The 14672-nt window shown below is 49.8% G+C and carries 17 protein-coding genes; 9 read left to right on the forward strand and 8 right to left on the reverse strand.

The genetic code is table 11. The annotated features are described in order from the left end of the window. Positions 1-5 precede the first annotated feature (5 nt). From accA to GW591_RS22535, 5 genes are all read left to right on the forward strand, one after another. The gene (accA, locus tag GW591_RS22515) at positions 6-965 is read left to right on the forward strand and encodes an acetyl-CoA carboxylase carboxyl transferase subunit alpha (protein ID WP_013574209.1); all 960 of its coding nucleotides are present in this window, start codon (positions 6-8) and stop codon (positions 963-965) included. Between the two features lie 189 nt (positions 966-1154). Further along, positions 1155-3302 (forward strand): lysine decarboxylase LdcC, encoded by a 2148-nt coding sequence (locus tag GW591_RS22520; protein ID WP_015689430.1) that lies wholly within the window; start codon positions 1155-1157, stop codon positions 3300-3302. Between the two features lie 86 nt (positions 3303-3388). Continuing rightward, the gene (locus GW591_RS22525) at positions 3389-3778 is read left to right on the forward strand and encodes a VOC family protein (protein ID WP_015689431.1); all 390 of its coding nucleotides are present in this window, start codon (positions 3389-3391) and stop codon (positions 3776-3778) included. Between the two features lie 7 nt (positions 3779-3785). Then, entirely contained in the window at positions 3786-5129 is a 1344-nt protein-coding gene (tilS, locus tag GW591_RS22530) for a tRNA lysidine(34) synthetase TilS (protein ID WP_112197852.1), read from the forward strand. Between the two features lie 54 nt (positions 5130-5183). Further along, complete coding sequence (locus GW591_RS22535) at positions 5184-5513, forward strand: c-type cytochrome (RefSeq protein ID WP_112197851.1); 330 nt, start codon at positions 5184-5186, stop codon at positions 5511-5513. A 66-nt stretch (positions 5514-5579) separates the two neighbouring features. Here GW591_RS22535 and rof read toward each other — a convergent pair whose 3' ends face one another. Continuing rightward, entirely contained in the window at positions 5580-5840 is a 261-nt protein-coding gene (gene rof / locus GW591_RS22540; protein WP_119261296.1) for a Rho-binding antiterminator, read from the reverse strand. After that, positions 5827-6027, reverse strand: a complete 201-nt coding sequence (locus GW591_RS22545; protein WP_013574215.1) for a YaeP family protein — start codon at positions 6025-6027, stop codon at positions 5827-5829. The genes rof and GW591_RS22545 overlap by 14 nt, the downstream gene beginning before the upstream one ends. 215 nt (positions 6028-6242) lie before the next feature. Between GW591_RS22545 and GW591_RS22550 the strand changes: the two genes are divergently transcribed. The 3 genes from GW591_RS22550 to nlpE all read left to right on the forward strand — a co-directional run bounded on the left by GW591_RS22550 (position 6243) and on the right by nlpE (position 7962). Next, complete coding sequence (locus GW591_RS22550; RefSeq protein WP_013574216.1) at positions 6243-6803, forward strand: YaeQ family protein; 561 nt, start codon at positions 6243-6245, stop codon at positions 6801-6803. After that, a complete protein-coding gene (gene arfB, locus GW591_RS22555) occupies positions 6770-7219 on the forward strand; it encodes an alternative ribosome rescue aminoacyl-tRNA hydrolase ArfB (protein ID WP_153376608.1) in 450 nt (149 codons plus the stop codon). The genes GW591_RS22550 and arfB overlap by 34 nt, the downstream gene beginning before the upstream one ends. Positions 7220-7284: 65 nt before the next feature. After that, the gene (nlpE, locus tag GW591_RS22560; protein WP_015689434.1) at positions 7285-7962 is read left to right on the forward strand and encodes an envelope stress response activation lipoprotein NlpE; all 678 of its coding nucleotides are present in this window, start codon (positions 7285-7287) and stop codon (positions 7960-7962) included. 86 nt (positions 7963-8048) lie between these two features. Here the strand turns inward: nlpE and proS are convergent, their stop codons facing one another. The 6 genes from proS to metN all read right to left on the reverse strand — a co-directional run bounded on the left by proS (position 8049) and on the right by metN (position 13738). Then, positions 8049-9767: a proline--tRNA ligase gene (gene proS, locus GW591_RS22565; protein WP_121020167.1), complete on the reverse strand. Its 1719-nt coding sequence runs from the start codon at positions 9765-9767 to the stop codon at positions 8049-8051. Positions 9768-9885: 118 nt separating this feature from the next. Continuing rightward, complete coding sequence (tsaA, locus tag GW591_RS22570) at positions 9886-10593, reverse strand: tRNA (N6-threonylcarbamoyladenosine(37)-N6)-methyltransferase TrmO (protein WP_013574220.1); 708 nt, start codon at positions 10591-10593, stop codon at positions 9886-9888. After that, positions 10590-10997: an Rcs stress response system protein RcsF gene (gene rcsF / locus GW591_RS22575; RefSeq protein WP_112197849.1), complete on the reverse strand. Its 408-nt coding sequence runs from the start codon at positions 10995-10997 to the stop codon at positions 10590-10592. The genes tsaA and rcsF overlap by 4 nt, the downstream gene beginning before the upstream one ends. Before the next feature lie 186 nt (positions 10998-11183). Then, positions 11184-11999 (reverse strand): MetQ/NlpA family lipoprotein, encoded by an 816-nt coding sequence (locus GW591_RS22580; RefSeq protein ID WP_013574222.1) that lies wholly within the window; start codon positions 11997-11999, stop codon positions 11184-11186. Between the two features lie 61 nt (positions 12000-12060). Next, the gene (locus tag GW591_RS22585; protein ID WP_166861388.1) at positions 12061-12714 is read right to left on the reverse strand and encodes a methionine ABC transporter permease MetI; all 654 of its coding nucleotides are present in this window, start codon (positions 12712-12714) and stop codon (positions 12061-12063) included. Continuing rightward, the gene (metN, locus tag GW591_RS22590) at positions 12707-13738 is read right to left on the reverse strand and encodes a methionine ABC transporter ATP-binding protein MetN (RefSeq protein ID WP_013574224.1); all 1032 of its coding nucleotides are present in this window, start codon (positions 13736-13738) and stop codon (positions 12707-12709) included. The genes GW591_RS22585 and metN overlap by 8 nt, the downstream gene beginning before the upstream one ends. 179 nt (positions 13739-13917) lie before the next feature. On the opposite strand from metN, the gene gmhB reads away from it, so the two are divergent. Then, positions 13918-14484 carry a D-glycero-beta-D-manno-heptose 1,7-bisphosphate 7-phosphatase gene (gene gmhB, locus GW591_RS22595; protein WP_166861390.1) on the forward strand — a complete coding sequence of 189 codons (567 nt, stop codon included), beginning with the start codon at positions 13918-13920 and terminating at the stop codon, positions 14482-14484. The last annotated feature ends 188 nt before the right edge of the window (positions 14485-14672 follow it).

Here is a 14672-nt window from a genome sequence, read left to right on the forward strand (position 1 = left end):
ATGCTATGAGTCTGAATTTTCTTGATTTTGAACAGCCGATTGCGGAACTGGAAGCGAAAATTGACTCGCTGACTGCAGTCAGCCGTCAAGACGAAAAATTAGATATTAATCTGGACGAAGAAGTTGCACGCTTGCGCGAGAAAAGCGTTGAACTGACCCGTAAGATTTTCTCTGATCTGGGTGCCTGGCAAATTGCCCAACTGGCACGCCATCCTCGTCGTCCTTATACGCTTGATTACATCAAACATATCTTTACCGATTTTGATGAACTGGCGGGTGATCGTGCATTCGCAGACGATAAAGCTATCGTTGGTGGTATTGCTCGTTTGGGCGAACGTGCCGTGATGATCATTGGTCATCAGAAAGGCCGTGAAACGAAAGAGAAAATTCGTCGTAACTTCGGCATGCCCGCCCCGGAAGGGTATCGCAAAGCGCTACGTCTGATGGAAATGGCTGAGCGTTTCAAACTGCCAATCATCACCTTCATCGACACACCGGGCGCTTATCCGGGCGTGGGCGCTGAAGAACGTGGTCAGTCTGAAGCGATCGCCCGTAACCTGCGCGAAATGTCCCGTCTGAATGTCCCGGTTATCTGCACCGTGATCGGTGAAGGTGGTTCAGGTGGTGCACTGGCGATTGGTGTGGGTGATAAAGTTAATATGCTGCAATACAGCACCTATTCGGTTATTTCGCCGGAAGGTTGTGCATCAATTCTGTGGAAGAGTGCGGATAAAGCCCCTCTGGCCGCGGAAGCGATGGGCATCATTGCACCGCGTCTGAAAGAGCTGAAACTGATCGACTCTGTGATCCCTGAGCCTTTGGGTGGCGCTCACCGTAACGTAGAAGCGATGGCTGCTTCTCTGCGTGCACAACTTGAAGCTGATCTGAGCGATCTGGATGTGTTGAGTACGGAAGAGCTGCGTAACCGTCGTTATCAGCGTCTGATGACTTACGGCTACTGCTGATCCTGAACGTGATTTTCGAAAGGCCACGCATTGCGTGGCCTTTTTTATTGTCCGTTTTCATCTATCCATCTTTCCAGCATTCTTAAATTTCCCCATTTCACTTTAAACTCAACGGTAAAGGGTACCCAGCAGGCACTAACCGTGTTTCTATAAATACCTTAGAAAATAAATAACAGAAGGATTTGTCAGATGAATATTATCGCTATCATGCGCCCGGAAGGGGCTTACTACAAAGACGAGCCGATCCGTGAACTGGATAGCGCGCTGACGCTTCTCGGATTTCAGGTCATTTATCCGCGCGATCGCGCGGATCTGCTCAAACTCATCGAAAATAATGCCCGCATTTGCGGCGCTATTTTCGACTGGGATCAGCATAGCGAAGAGCTGTGTACAGCCATTAATGAGCTGAATGAATATCTGCCGCTTTACGCTTTCATCAATACGCATTCGACGCTGGACGTCGACGTTAATGAAATGCGCATGGTGCTCTATTTCTTTGAATACGCACTGAGTGCGGCGGAGGATATTGCCAAACGCATCCGCCAGTACACCGATGAATACATCGATACCATTACGCCGCCGCTGACTAAAGCGTTGTTCACCTACGTAGAAGAAGGAAAGTACACTTTCTGTACGCCGGGGCATATGGCCGGTACGGCGTTTTTAAAAAGCCCGGTAGGGACGTTGTTCTATGATTTTTTCGGGGCCAAAACGTTGAAAGCCGATGTGTCGATTTCTGTGACAGAACTTGGTTCCCTGTTGGATCACACTGGTCCGCATCTAGAGGCGGAGGAATATATCGCCCGTACTTTCGGCGCCGAGCAAAGTTATATCGTCACTAATGGCACCTCGACGGCCAATAAAATTGTCGGAATGTATGCGGCACCGGCAGGGAGTACGGTGCTGATTGACCGCAACTGTCATAAATCGCTCGCCCATCTGATGATGATGACCAATATTGTGCCGGTCTATTTGCGTCCCAATCGCAACGCGTATGGCATTCTTGGCGGGATTCCTAAGCATGAATTCACCCGCGAAAGCATCGAAGAGAAAATTGCACAGACAGAGAATGCTACCTGGCCAGTGCACGCAGTGATCACTAACTCGACTTACGACGGCTTGCTGTACAACACGGATTACATCAAAAACACACTGGATGTTCCGTCGATTCATTTCGATTCTGCATGGGTGCCATACACTAATTTCCATCCGATTTATGACGGTAAAAGCGGAATGAGCGGCGAGCGCATTCCCGGAAAAGTCATTTACGAAACGCAATCAACGCACAAACTACTGGCAGCTTTCTCTCAGGCATCGATGATTCACATTAAGGGTGATTACAACGAAAGTACCTTTAATGAAGCCTATATGATGCACACCACAACATCGCCAAATTACGGCATTGTGGCTTCTGCAGAAACTGCCGCGGCGATGTTGCGCGGTAACCCCGGACGGCGTCTCATTAACCGCTCGGTTGAACGCGCGCTGCATTTCCGTAAGGAGATACAGCGGTTGCGGGAAGAAACCGAGGGCTGGTTCTTTGATATCTGGCAGCCTGAATATATTGATGAAGCCGAGTGCTGGCCGCTGAACCCCGATCAAAACTGGCACGGTTTTGCCAACGCCGATACCGATCATATGTATCTTGATCCGATCAAAGTGACGATCCTGACACCCGGAATGGATGAAACGGGTAAGCTGGAAGAACAGGGGATCCCGGCGGCGTTAGTGGCGAAATTCCTCGATGAGCGCGGTGTGGTGGTAGAAAAAACCGGTCCGTACAATCTGCTTTTCCTGTTCAGTATCGGCATTGATAAAACCAAATCCATGAGTCTGATGCGTGGCCTGACTGATTTTAAGCGCAGTTATGATCTCAATTTGCGGGTCAAGAATATGCTGCCTGATCTGTATGCGGAAGATCCTGATTTTTATCGCAATATGCGGATTCAGGATCTGGCGCAGGGGATCCACAAACTGATCGTTCGTCACGACCTGCCGCGTTTAATGTTGGAAGCATTTGATGTGCTGCCGGAAATGAAAATGACGCCGTACGAAATGTTCCAGCATCAGGTACGCGGACATATTGATGAATGCGACATTGATGAACTGGTCGGCAAAGTGTCTGCCAACATGATCCTGCCTTATCCGCCGGGTGTACCTGTGGTGATGCCGGGCGAGATGATCACGGAAGAAAGTCGGGCTGTGCTCGATTTCCTGATTATGCTTTGTTCAATAGGCGAGCGTTACCCTGGTTTTGAAACTGATATTCATGGAACGCGGCTCACAGAAGACGGGCGCTATCTGGTGAAGGTCTTAAAACTTCCGGAAGCGGGCTAGCAAACTGCCCTCTTTAGGAGGGCTTTTTATTGACGTGTTTGGCCGCCCTGAGTAACGTGCAGGTCAGAAATCAACAGGACATGACTATGCTTAATCTCCGCCAGATCCACCATATCGCCATCATTGGCTCTGATTATCAGGCCAGCAAACACTTCTACTGTGACATTCTCGGGTTCACGTTACTGGGGGAGTTTTACCGTGAGGAACGCGATTCCTGGAAAGCTGACCTGGCGCTTAATGGTCATTACACCATTGAATTATTCAGCTTTCCGCAACCGCCAGCCCGGCCAAGTCGTCCTGAGGCGTGCGGATTACGCCATCTGGCGTTCAGCGTTGAAGATATCGCACAGTCCATTTCCGCCCTCACTGAAGCCGGCATTGTCTGCGAACCGGTAAGAATTGATCCTTACACCGGCAAAAAATTTACTTTCTTCAACGATCCGGATGGCTTGCCGCTGGAACTGTACGAATCCTGATTATCCTATGAGTTCAAAACTGGCCGTGACATTTCTTTCAAAACATCTGCTCAATAAAATCGGTGATGCACGAAGACTTTGCGTTGCGTTCAGCGGTGGACTGGATTCTTCCGTACTGCTGGCCGGACTGGCTGAGTTACGCGACAAAGCGTTGCCGGATATCGAACTGCGTGCATTGCATATCCACCATGGACTAAGCCAGTTTGCAGATGACTGGGTCGCACACTGCCAGACGTTTTGTCAGCAGCGAGATATCCCTTTCTCTGTCGCTAAAGTGCAGGTAGATGCACAGGAAGGTGGGATTGAAGCGGCGGCACGAACGGCACGTTATCAGGCATTTGCTGAAAGTCTGACTGCTGGTGAAGTGTTACTGACAGCACAACACCTGAATGACCAATGTGAAACTTTCATGCTGGCGCTTAAACGTGGAAGCGGACCTGCCGGTCTCTCGGCGATGAGCGGGGACAGTTCAATACACGGTTATCGCTTGTTAAGGCCTTTTCTGGAGCTCAGCCGTGAGCAGCTTGAAGAATACGCGAAGCAGTTAAAGCTCAGCTGGATTGAAGATGACAGTAACCGGGATGCCCGCTTTGATCGCAATTTTCTGCGACTGGATATTTTTCCCGCACTTTACCAGCGCTGGCCGCACTTTGCGCAAGCCACAGCCCGCAGCGCATCACTTTGCGCAGAGCAGGAGACGCTGCTGGATGAGTTGCTCAGTGAGTCTCTCACTTCATTGACCGATGAGCAGGGCAGTCTGTCGGTTGAGAGGCTGAAGGCGTTTTCAGCCGTCAGACGCTCTGCGCTATTACGTCGCTGGCTGGCATCGCGTGGCGCAAGAATGCCTTCGCGTGAACAACTGCAGAGAATATGGGATGAGGTAGCTTTGAGCCGCGAAGATGCCCAGGCGCAGTTAGTGCTGGGGAAAATGGTAGTCCGGCGTTTCCGTGGGCGTTTGTATGTATTGCCAGAACGCCGGTCGCTTAAAGATCAAATCCTCTGCTGGGATCCGGCTGAAAAATTAACGCTACCTGACGGTCTGGGCTGTCTGATTGCCGATCATGTTCTCATCGCGCAGGGGGCTGACTGTTTGATCCGCCAGCCACGTGCTGGCGAAAAGATCACTGTGCGTTTTCAGGTGCAGGGATATATCGAAAAAGTCGGACGGGATCGTGCGCGCCAGGCGAAAAAATTGTGGTCTGAGTTAGGTGTGCCGCCATGGGAACGGGGCCGTATCCCTTTGGTTTATTACAATGATCAATTGATGGCAGCCCCGGGTTGGTTTATTACGCGCCAGTCCCGGGCTGAAAATAATGAAGCGCAATGGCGGATCATCTGGTCGGCTGCGTAATAAACGGAAAGAACGGTTTATTTGAGGCGGATGTTATTTGCCCGGGGAGTTGTGATGCAAGTAATGGGAAGAACACTGGCAGGGATAGTGGCATCGATGCTGATCAATTTGCCTGCTCTGGCGGGGGGAAATGTGGTTGACGGGCAGTCTAAATCAGCCAGCTGCTCGGCATGTCACGGCGCAACGGGTAAAGCCATGAATTCGATTTATCCTAATCTGGCAGGGCAAAATGCAGATTATCTGGCGCTTTCACTGCATGCTTACAAGAAGGGTGAGAGAAGTGGCGGGCAGGCGGGTGTGATGCAGGCTTTTAGTGCGTCATTATCCGATCAGGATATCAGTGATTTGGCAGCGTATTACGCCAGTCTGACGTCGTTGAAATGATATTGCCTCAGAAATGCAAACGGGCAATCCTGAGATTGCCCGTTAGGTAACTGACGTCGGTTGTCGCTATTCGGCACTGACGACAACGGTGCCAATTTCCGGATGGCTAAAGCTTTCAATGTGATCCAGACGCAGATCTCGTTGTTCGCCGTTCGCCTCAACCACCAGATATTCCACTTTCTTACGCATTAACAAATCGTTGGCTTTAGCCTCAACGACTTCTCCGCTACGCATCTTCAGCGTCAAAACCAGGTGATGCTGGCAGGCGAGCTCGAGATTATCGTAGTCATCACAATTGATGGGTTTGTACTCATCATTCATCGACATAATCGCTCACCAATAAGTTAGCGGCGGCGTAGGCCGCCTGGTCCCTAACGGAAGACGGAAGTTCAGCATTTGCTGCGACTTCGTCCAATGCTTTCAATACACAGCCCAACGCATCGGGCACATATCCGAGATCACCGCTGGCAATTTCAGAATATCTACGGCGTACCAACTCACAGTATTGTTGCATAAGTTCTCCCTAAAAAGCGTATCCCTCTGAGGAAAGCGCAGAAAGATAAGCTCTCAGTATTTAACGACTATAGCACAGGAGAGTGTGAGTTATTAGCAGGCCTGTAAAGGTAAATCGTTTGCGTAAAGCCTTTATTGCGGATGACCATCGGGGGAAAACTGGCCGCAGCAGGATGCTTTCAAGTACACTGTGCGTCTATTATCAAGGGGTTTACCATGGCGTTAAAAGCAACCATTTATAAAGCAGCGGTCAATATCGCTGATATGGATCGTAATTTCTTTCATGACGCCAGCCTGACTCTGGCACAGCATCCTTCCGAAACAGAACAACGCATGATGCTGCGTCTGCTGGCATGGATTTACCATGCCGACGAACGACTGACTTTTACCCGCGGATTAAGCGCCGAAGATGAGCCGGAAATCTGGCGTAAAAACGACCATAACGGCATCGAATTATGGGTCGAATTAGGACTACCTGATGAGAAGCGTCTGAAAAAAGCCTGTAACCAATCGCGTGAGGTGGTCCTTTATGCGTATGGTGAGCGTGCTGCGAAAGTCTGGTGGTCGCAAATCGAGGGGAAAGTCAGAGGTTTTGAGAACCTGCGTATCCGTTATTTAGAAGATGAGTTGCTGAATCAATTGACTGCTTTTGGCAGCCGTACCATGAACTTACAGGCCACATTGCAGGACGGAACTATTTGGCTTTCTGATGCTCAGAGTAATTTGGAAATTCATTTTTCTGAATGGAAAGAGTCTGTCATAAAAGAAGCCAGGTAATCAGCGTGCTAATCCTTTCAGGAAAACTGGAAATACCTGACAGCGAAATCGAATTAACGGCGATCCGCGCTCAGGGCAACGGCGGTCAGAACGTCAATAAAACATCAACGGCTATCCATTTACGCTTTGATATTAAAGCGTCGAGTTTGCCAGAATATTACAAAGAGCGCTTACTGGCTTTTAATCATCATTCCGTTACTGCCGACGGTTGGGTCATTATCAAAGCCCAGGAATACCGGAGTCAGGAGATGAATCGCGAAGCCGCTCTGGCCCGGTTGGGGGCACTGATTTCACAGGCGATGGTAGTAGAAAAACCGCGCCGCGCGACGAAGCCGACTCGTGGGTCTAAAATTCGTCGGGTTGAAAGTAAAGTTCGCAAGGGTGCGACAAAAGCATTACGGGGCAAAATACGTTAGCCCTAACTTCGTGCTGCAGGACAATTTTTATCGCGGCACTGTAGAAAAGCAGTAGGGGAGAAACTGTGAAAAAAATCATCATTAGTGCAGTGCTGGCGCTCGGGGCGCTGTCACTCTTCGGTTGCCATACCGCCGCCTTTAATCATGAAAAACCTTTGCAGGCTATGCAGCAGAGTTACAGTGGCGTGTTGCCGTGCGCAGATTGCAGTGGCCTGAAGACGTCATTATTCCTGGATCAGGATGGGACTTACATCCTTCAGGAGGAATATCAGGGCGGCAAAGAGGGCGATCAGGTGTTTGCCAGCTACGGACGCTGGGCCCGCACTGCGGATAAACTGGTGCTGACGGACAGCCAGGGCGAGAAACGTTATTTCCATCCGAAAGATGAAAATCTGGAAATGTTGGATCAAAGCGGTGAGCCGATTACGTCCACATTCAACTATACGTTGACGCCGGTGCAGCAGAATTTGCCGAAAACGCCAATGGCACTGAGCGGAATGATGCAATACAGCGCCGATGCTGCTTCCTTTAAAGATTGTGCGACAGGCAACATATTCCCGATGTCGGCAAATAAATCGCTGGAAGAAGGGTATCTTGCCTCGCGTAAAACCCCCAATCAGCTGGTCTTCCTTTCTATGGACGGGCATTTCATGACAGAGCCGTCAATGGAAGAAGGGCAGGTGCAAAAGGCTGTGGTTGCAGATAAAAACGTACGGTTTGATGCAACGAAGTCCTGCCCGTAAAAGCGATTAGGCTCAGGCGGAATAGCACAAATAAAAATGCCCGCATTACGCGGGCATTTTTATGGACAAATGATCATCAGCGGATCTTAACGCGGGATCTGGCTCAGCAGATATTCCACGATATCGCTTTGTTTGATCATCTGTTTTTCGCCAGTGCGACGGTTTTTGTATTCCAGCTCTTCAGCATCCAGATTACGATCACCAATCACCACCTGATGCGGCACACCGATCAGTTCCATGTCCGCGAACATGACGCCCGGACGTTCTTTACGATCGTCGAGGATCACATCGATACCGTGTGAACGCAGTTCTTTATACAGCGCTTCTGCCGCATCTTTCACACGGAAAGATTTGTGCATGTTCATTGGCAGGATAGCGACCTGGAACGGCGCGATAGCATCCGGCCAGATAATACCGCGGTCATCGTGGTTTTGTTCAATCGCCGCAGCGACCACACGAGTCACACCAATACCGTAACAACCCATGGTCATCAACTGGTTACGGCCATCCTCGCCCTGAACGGTAGCATTCATCGCTTCGGAATATTTGGTTCCCAGCTGGAAGATATGACCAACTTCGATACCGCGTTTAATGACCAGCGTTCCCTGACCATCAGGGCTTGGATCACCGGCTACCACATTACGGATATCGGCTACTTCTGGCAGCGCAGCATCGCGATCCCAGTTAATTCCGAAATAGTGTTTACCGTCGATGTTAGCGCCTGCGCTGAAATCGCTCATTGCAGCAACAGTACGATCCGCGACGATTGGCATTGGCAGATTAACCGGACCGAGTGAACCCGGGCCAGCCGCGACGATCTCACGAATCTCTGCTTCCGTTGCAAATGTTAGTGGTGCAGCAACTTGCGGCAGCTTCTCGGCTTTGATTTCGTTCAGCTCATGATCACCACGAACCAGCAAAGCAACCAGTTTATGACCGCTTTCCGCTGCTGCATGAACCATCAGAGTTTTCACCGTTTTCTCAATCGGAACCTGGAACTGTTCTGTCAGTTCAGCGATAGTTTTTGCGTCCGGCGTTTCGACAATTCGCATTTCTTCTGTTGCTGCAGCACGTGGCGTTGCGGGTGCCAGCGCTTCTGCGAATTCGATATTAGCGGCGAAATCAGAAGAATCAGAGAATACGACATCATCTTCACCGCTCTGTGCCAGCACCTGAAATTCGTGAGAGGCGCTGCCGCCGATAGAACCGGTATCCGCCAGCACGGCACGGAAATCCAGACCCATACGGTTGAAAATCTGACTGTAGGCCGCGTACATCGCGTCATAAGTTTCCTGCAAAGATTCCTGCGTCGTATGGAATGAGTAGGCATCTTTCATCAGGAATTCACGGGAACGCATTACACCAAAACGCGGGCGAACTTCGTCACGGAATTTAGTCTGGATCTGGAAGAAATTCAGTGGCAGCTGCTTGTATGAGCTGACTTCATTACGGATCAGGTCAGTGATCACTTCTTCATGGGTTGGACCCAGTACGAACGGGCGCTCGCCACGATCAACGAAACGTAACAATTCCGGACCATATTGCTCCCAACGTCCGCTCTCCTGCCACAAATCAGCGGGCTGGACTACCGGCATCGACACTTCAATGGCGTTCGCGTTGTTCATTTCTTCGCGTACGATGTTTTCAACTTTCTTGAGAACACGTAAGCCGGTCGGCAGCCAGGTATACAGGCCTGAGGCCAGTTTACGGATCATCCCTGCGCGCAGCATCAGCTGGTGGCTGATAACTTCCGCGTCGGCTGGCGTCTCTTTCAGTGTAGAGAGCAGATATTGAGTAGTACGCATGATGTGTTGGTTCCGTTAGCACTGCAAATTGCAATCGGGCTGCCATGGGCAGCCAAAACGTGAAAAGTGGCTTAGTTTACCAGCGAGTTGCTATTGTCAAAAGAGAGGCAGAGGAAATTTAGTCTTTGTCGAGGGACAATACCTGATTCACAGAGCCTGTGACCCGCCAGCGGACATTAAACTCGAGTAAACGAACGGCATAATCGCGCGCTGTGGCTTCACCTTTGCGATAAGCCGGACGGGGATCCTGTCCTAAAACCTGCGTGATGAAGCGGCGCAGATGCGGGTATTGCCTCGCATGCTCAGCCAGCTGCTGTTCAGCCTGTGGTAAAAATTCTACCGGCATATCGGCATCAGGTGCGTGCTGAGCAAAACCGGCGTGTGCATCAGGATGGCTTTCCGCAAAGGGAAGATACGGCTTAATGTCCACAACAGGTGTGCCATCCACTAAATCCAGACTGCCAAGCTGCAGAATGACATTCTGACCCTGACAGCGAATCCCTTTCAGTTCAACCAGAGACATCCCGAGCGGATTAGGCCGGAAGGTTGAACGGGTGGCAAATACACCGGTACGCACATTCCCGCCCAAACGTGGTGGGCGAACTGTCGGACGCCAGCCGCTTTCCATCGTCTGATGGAAAATAAACATCACCCATAAATGGCTGAAGTCTTCCAGCCCGCGAACAGCTTCGGGCTGGTTATAAGGCGGATGCAGATGTAATTCGCCGCCACCATCCTGGATCAATCCGGGCTGGCGCGGAACAGCAAACTTCTCTTTATAGGGCGAGTGAATGATCCCTATTTGCTCAAAAGAAAATGAGGTCATTTAAACGTGACGTTCAGGGCGGAACCCTGACAAATCGCCTGCTGGAAGCAGCCTGGTACGCCGCTGATAATCTGGCACTGATGTAACAATACGGCATTGGCCTTCATGTAGGATGCACGGGTCAGCATTCTTTTCCGTGCAGTAGCCAGACTCGGTGGCGCATCATTTTGAGCGCTCTGGCAAGATTCGCCGGAGACTTCGCCCAGATCACGGAATGGAGTTCCGACTAAAGCTTCTGCATCTTTATAGAGCTTTACAGGAGCGGGGCGTACTGGTGCCGGCTTTGGTTTGACAGGTTTTGGTTCTTCTTTTACAACAGGCGCAGGGGGGGTTGGCTGTGTGTGTTGAGTCAGGGAACAACCCGCCAGCAAAAGTGCCGACAAACAGAGAGGTAAAGCACGCATGGTATATCCTCTGCTTTTTAATATGTTTACAGGAAAGAATGTGGCGTTATTGAACCAAGGTATTGAGAAAATAACAAGGCGGGCATAAGCCCGCCTTGTTATTTATTTATGAAAAGATGTATTTGCGAGTCTACTATCTTAGAAACGAATACTCAGGAAAAATGTAGGGTTCCTGATTTCGGGCAATTACCAACCTTTCACTGCGCCACCGTTGAAGATTTTATTCGCTGCAGCGTTCACTTCATCAGACTGGTAAGCCTGAACGAATTTCTTCACGTTTTCAGCATCTTTGTTATCTTCACGTGCAACGATCAGGTTCACGTATGGAGATTCTTTATCTTCTACGAAGATACCGTCTTTCTCTGGCGTCAGGTTGATCTGGCTGGCGTAAGTGGTGTTGATTACGGCCAGAGCGATTTTCGCATCATCCAGTGAACGTGGCAGTTGTGGTGCTTCGAGTTCGACCAGTTTCAGATTTTTAGGGTTCTCAGTCACATCCAGAACTGTCGGTAACAGACCAACACCGTCTTTCAGTTTGATCAGACCTTGTTTTTGCAGCAGCAGCAGAGAACGGCCGAGATTAGTCGGGTCGTTTGGCAGCGCAACCTGGTCGCCATCTTTCAGCTCATCAATAGATTTGATTTTCTTAGAGTAACCGGCGATTGGGTAAACGAACGTGTTACCCACCGGGACCAGTTTGTAACCGCGATCTTTGATCTGCTGATCAAGATAAGGTTTATGCTGGAAGGCGTTAACATCGATATCACCTTTGCTCAGCGCTTCGTTAGGCAATACATAATCATTGAAAGTCACCAGCTCAACATCAAGACCGTATTTCTCTTTAGCTACTTTCTGTGCAACTTCAGCGACCTGCTGTTCAGAACCTACAATCACACCTACTTTGATGTGATTTGGATCTTGTTCTTTTGGCCCGCAGCCCACTAAAGCCAGCGATCCCAGAAGCGCGCCGACAACTGCAATGGATTTGAATTTGTTAGACATGTCCTTTCCTCAATAAACGGATATAAATCATTCACAGGTAGCTATTACAGCTGTTGTTTCGTTATTTATGTGTGACTGCTTTTACGATGCGGTCGCCACAAAATTGAATTAAATACACCAAAACCACTAGCAGGACTAATACAGTATTCATGACAGTTGCGTCGTAACCGATATAACCGTACTGATAACCGATTTGTCCCAAACCACCGGCACCGACAGCGCCACCCATAGCAGAATAGCCTACAAGAGTGATCAGCGTGATGGTGGCAGCATTGACCAGACCTGGCAGAGCTTCCGGCAATAAGATTTTTCGGATGATCTGCATCGGTGTTGCACCCATTGCGCGGGCGGCTTCCACCAGACCGCTTGGAATTTCCAGCAGGGCATTCTCAACCATGCGGGCAATAAACGGCGCAGCACCCACAGTCAGCGGGACAATCGCTGCCTGCAAACCGATTGAGGTGCCGACAATCATACGCGTGAAGGGAATCATCCATACCAGCAAGATAATAAAAGGAATGGAACGGAAAATGTTAACCAGCGCCGACATCACGCGATAGACATTTTTATTCTCTGCAATCTGACCCGGACGGGTGACGTACAGCAGTACGCCGAAAGGCAAACCTAACACAAAACCAAAGAGGCCAGAGGTTAGCGTCATGATGACCGTTTCCCAGATTCCGCGGCCCATTAACCACATCATTGCCTCAGACATAACCCAGTACCTCTACTTTCACCTGATTCTCATGCAGGAACTGAATTGCCGCCTGAGTATTTTCTTCTGAACCGTGCATTTCTGTCAGCATAATCCCGAACTTTACACCGCCGGCATAATCCATCTGAGCACTGATAATATTATTGTTGATGTCAAAGCGACGGACTGCTTCGGAAAGCAGCGGGGCATCAACGGACTGACCGGTAAATTCCAGGCGCAGTAAAGGAACGCGACCCGTTTCAGGCTGAGGTACCAGACGCACGGCGTAATCTTCCGGAATATCCAGGTGCAACGTTGACTGAATAAATTGCTGTGCAAGCGGAGTCTTAGGATGTGAGAACATCTCACTTACTTTATCCTGCTCAATCAGTTTGCCATCGCTGATCACAGCAACTTGATCGCAAATGCGTTTTACGACGTCCATCTCATGGGTGATCAGCAGAATCGTGAGACCCAGACGACGGTTGATATCTTTTAGTAATTCCAGGATTGCGCGGGTGGTAGCTGGATCCAGTGCACTGGTAGCTTCATCACACAGCAATACTTTTGGATTACTGGCCAGCGCACGGGCAATGGCTACGCGTTGTTTTTGTCCACCGGAAAGATTCGCCGGGTAGGCATCATGCTTATCTTCCAGCCCGACCAGGCTCAGCAGCTCGGAAACTCGTTTCTTAATATCGGCTGAAGAAAGATTGTCGAGTTCGAGTGGCAGGGCAACGTTGCCAAAAACGGTGCGAGAGGACAGCAGGTTAAAGTGCTGGAAAATCATGCCAATCTGGCGGCGTGCGCGGGTCAGCGCTTTCTCTGAGAAGGACATCAGATCCTGACCATCGACCAACACCTGGCCTTTAGTCGGGCGCTCCAGCAAATTGACGCAGCGTATTAAGGTACTTTTCCCCGCGCCGGAAGAACCGATTACGCCATAAATTTGTCCGGCAGGGACGTGAAGACTCACGTCAGAGAGCGCGACGATCTGGCGCGAACCCTGCAGGAAAATCTTGGTGATGTTAGAAAGTTTAATCATATTATTTTTTATTCTGTCTTTTTGCCGTGACGTGGTGAATTTAACTCTGCGGAGGTCTTCCCCGTAGCATGTCGTGGATGCTAAGGCGTCTAGACGTCTAAGTCAACCAGGTTAGCATTCTCACAAGCATTGAAAACATGCGATACTGGCGCCGTTAATCAGCCATCAGGAGCAAATTCGTGGCACAACCTGTTTCAGCAATCTTTCTCGACCGTGATGGCACTTTGAATGTCGATCATGGTTATGTACATGAAATCGATAACTTCCAGTTTATCGACGGTGTAATCGATGTTTGTCTTAAATTAAAAGAGATGGGCTTTTTACTGGTGCTGGTCACCAATCAGTCCGGTATAGCACGCGGCAAATTTACTGAAGATCAGTTTCTGACTCTGACCGAGTGGATGGACTGGTCGCTTGCCGATCGTGGCGTGGATCTCGACGGTATCTATTTTTGTCCGCATCATCCTGAAGGCTTGGTTAAGGAGTTTACACAAGCCTGTGATTGCCGTAAGCCGCAACCTGGGATGTTTTTGACGGCCAAAGAAGAACTAGGCATTGATATGGCCTCTTCTTATATGGTGGGCGACAAACTGGAAGATATGCAGGCAGCTGCTGCTGCAGGAGTGGGGCATAAGATTTTAGTTCGTACCGGCAAACCCGTAACCCCGGAAAGTGAAAGTGCTGCGGATGCGGTACTGGAAAGCCTTGCTGCATTGCCTTCCTTTATAGCAAAAGGGCAGAAATAACGGCTTCTGGACAAAAAAACGGCAAACGAAATAAAACTGTATTTATTCGCTTGCCATTAAAATCCAACTCCCTATAATGCCGCTCCATCGACAGGGAACAACGTGAACAACATCACGAAGTGACCGGGTCGGAAAGATTAAAAACAGCGGCAACCGGATAAAATAAACGGTTGACACTGAATGAGGAA

Source organism: Rahnella aceris (assembly GCF_011684115.1).
Classification (GTDB): domain Bacteria; phylum Pseudomonadota; class Gammaproteobacteria; order Enterobacterales; family Enterobacteriaceae; genus Rahnella; species Rahnella aceris.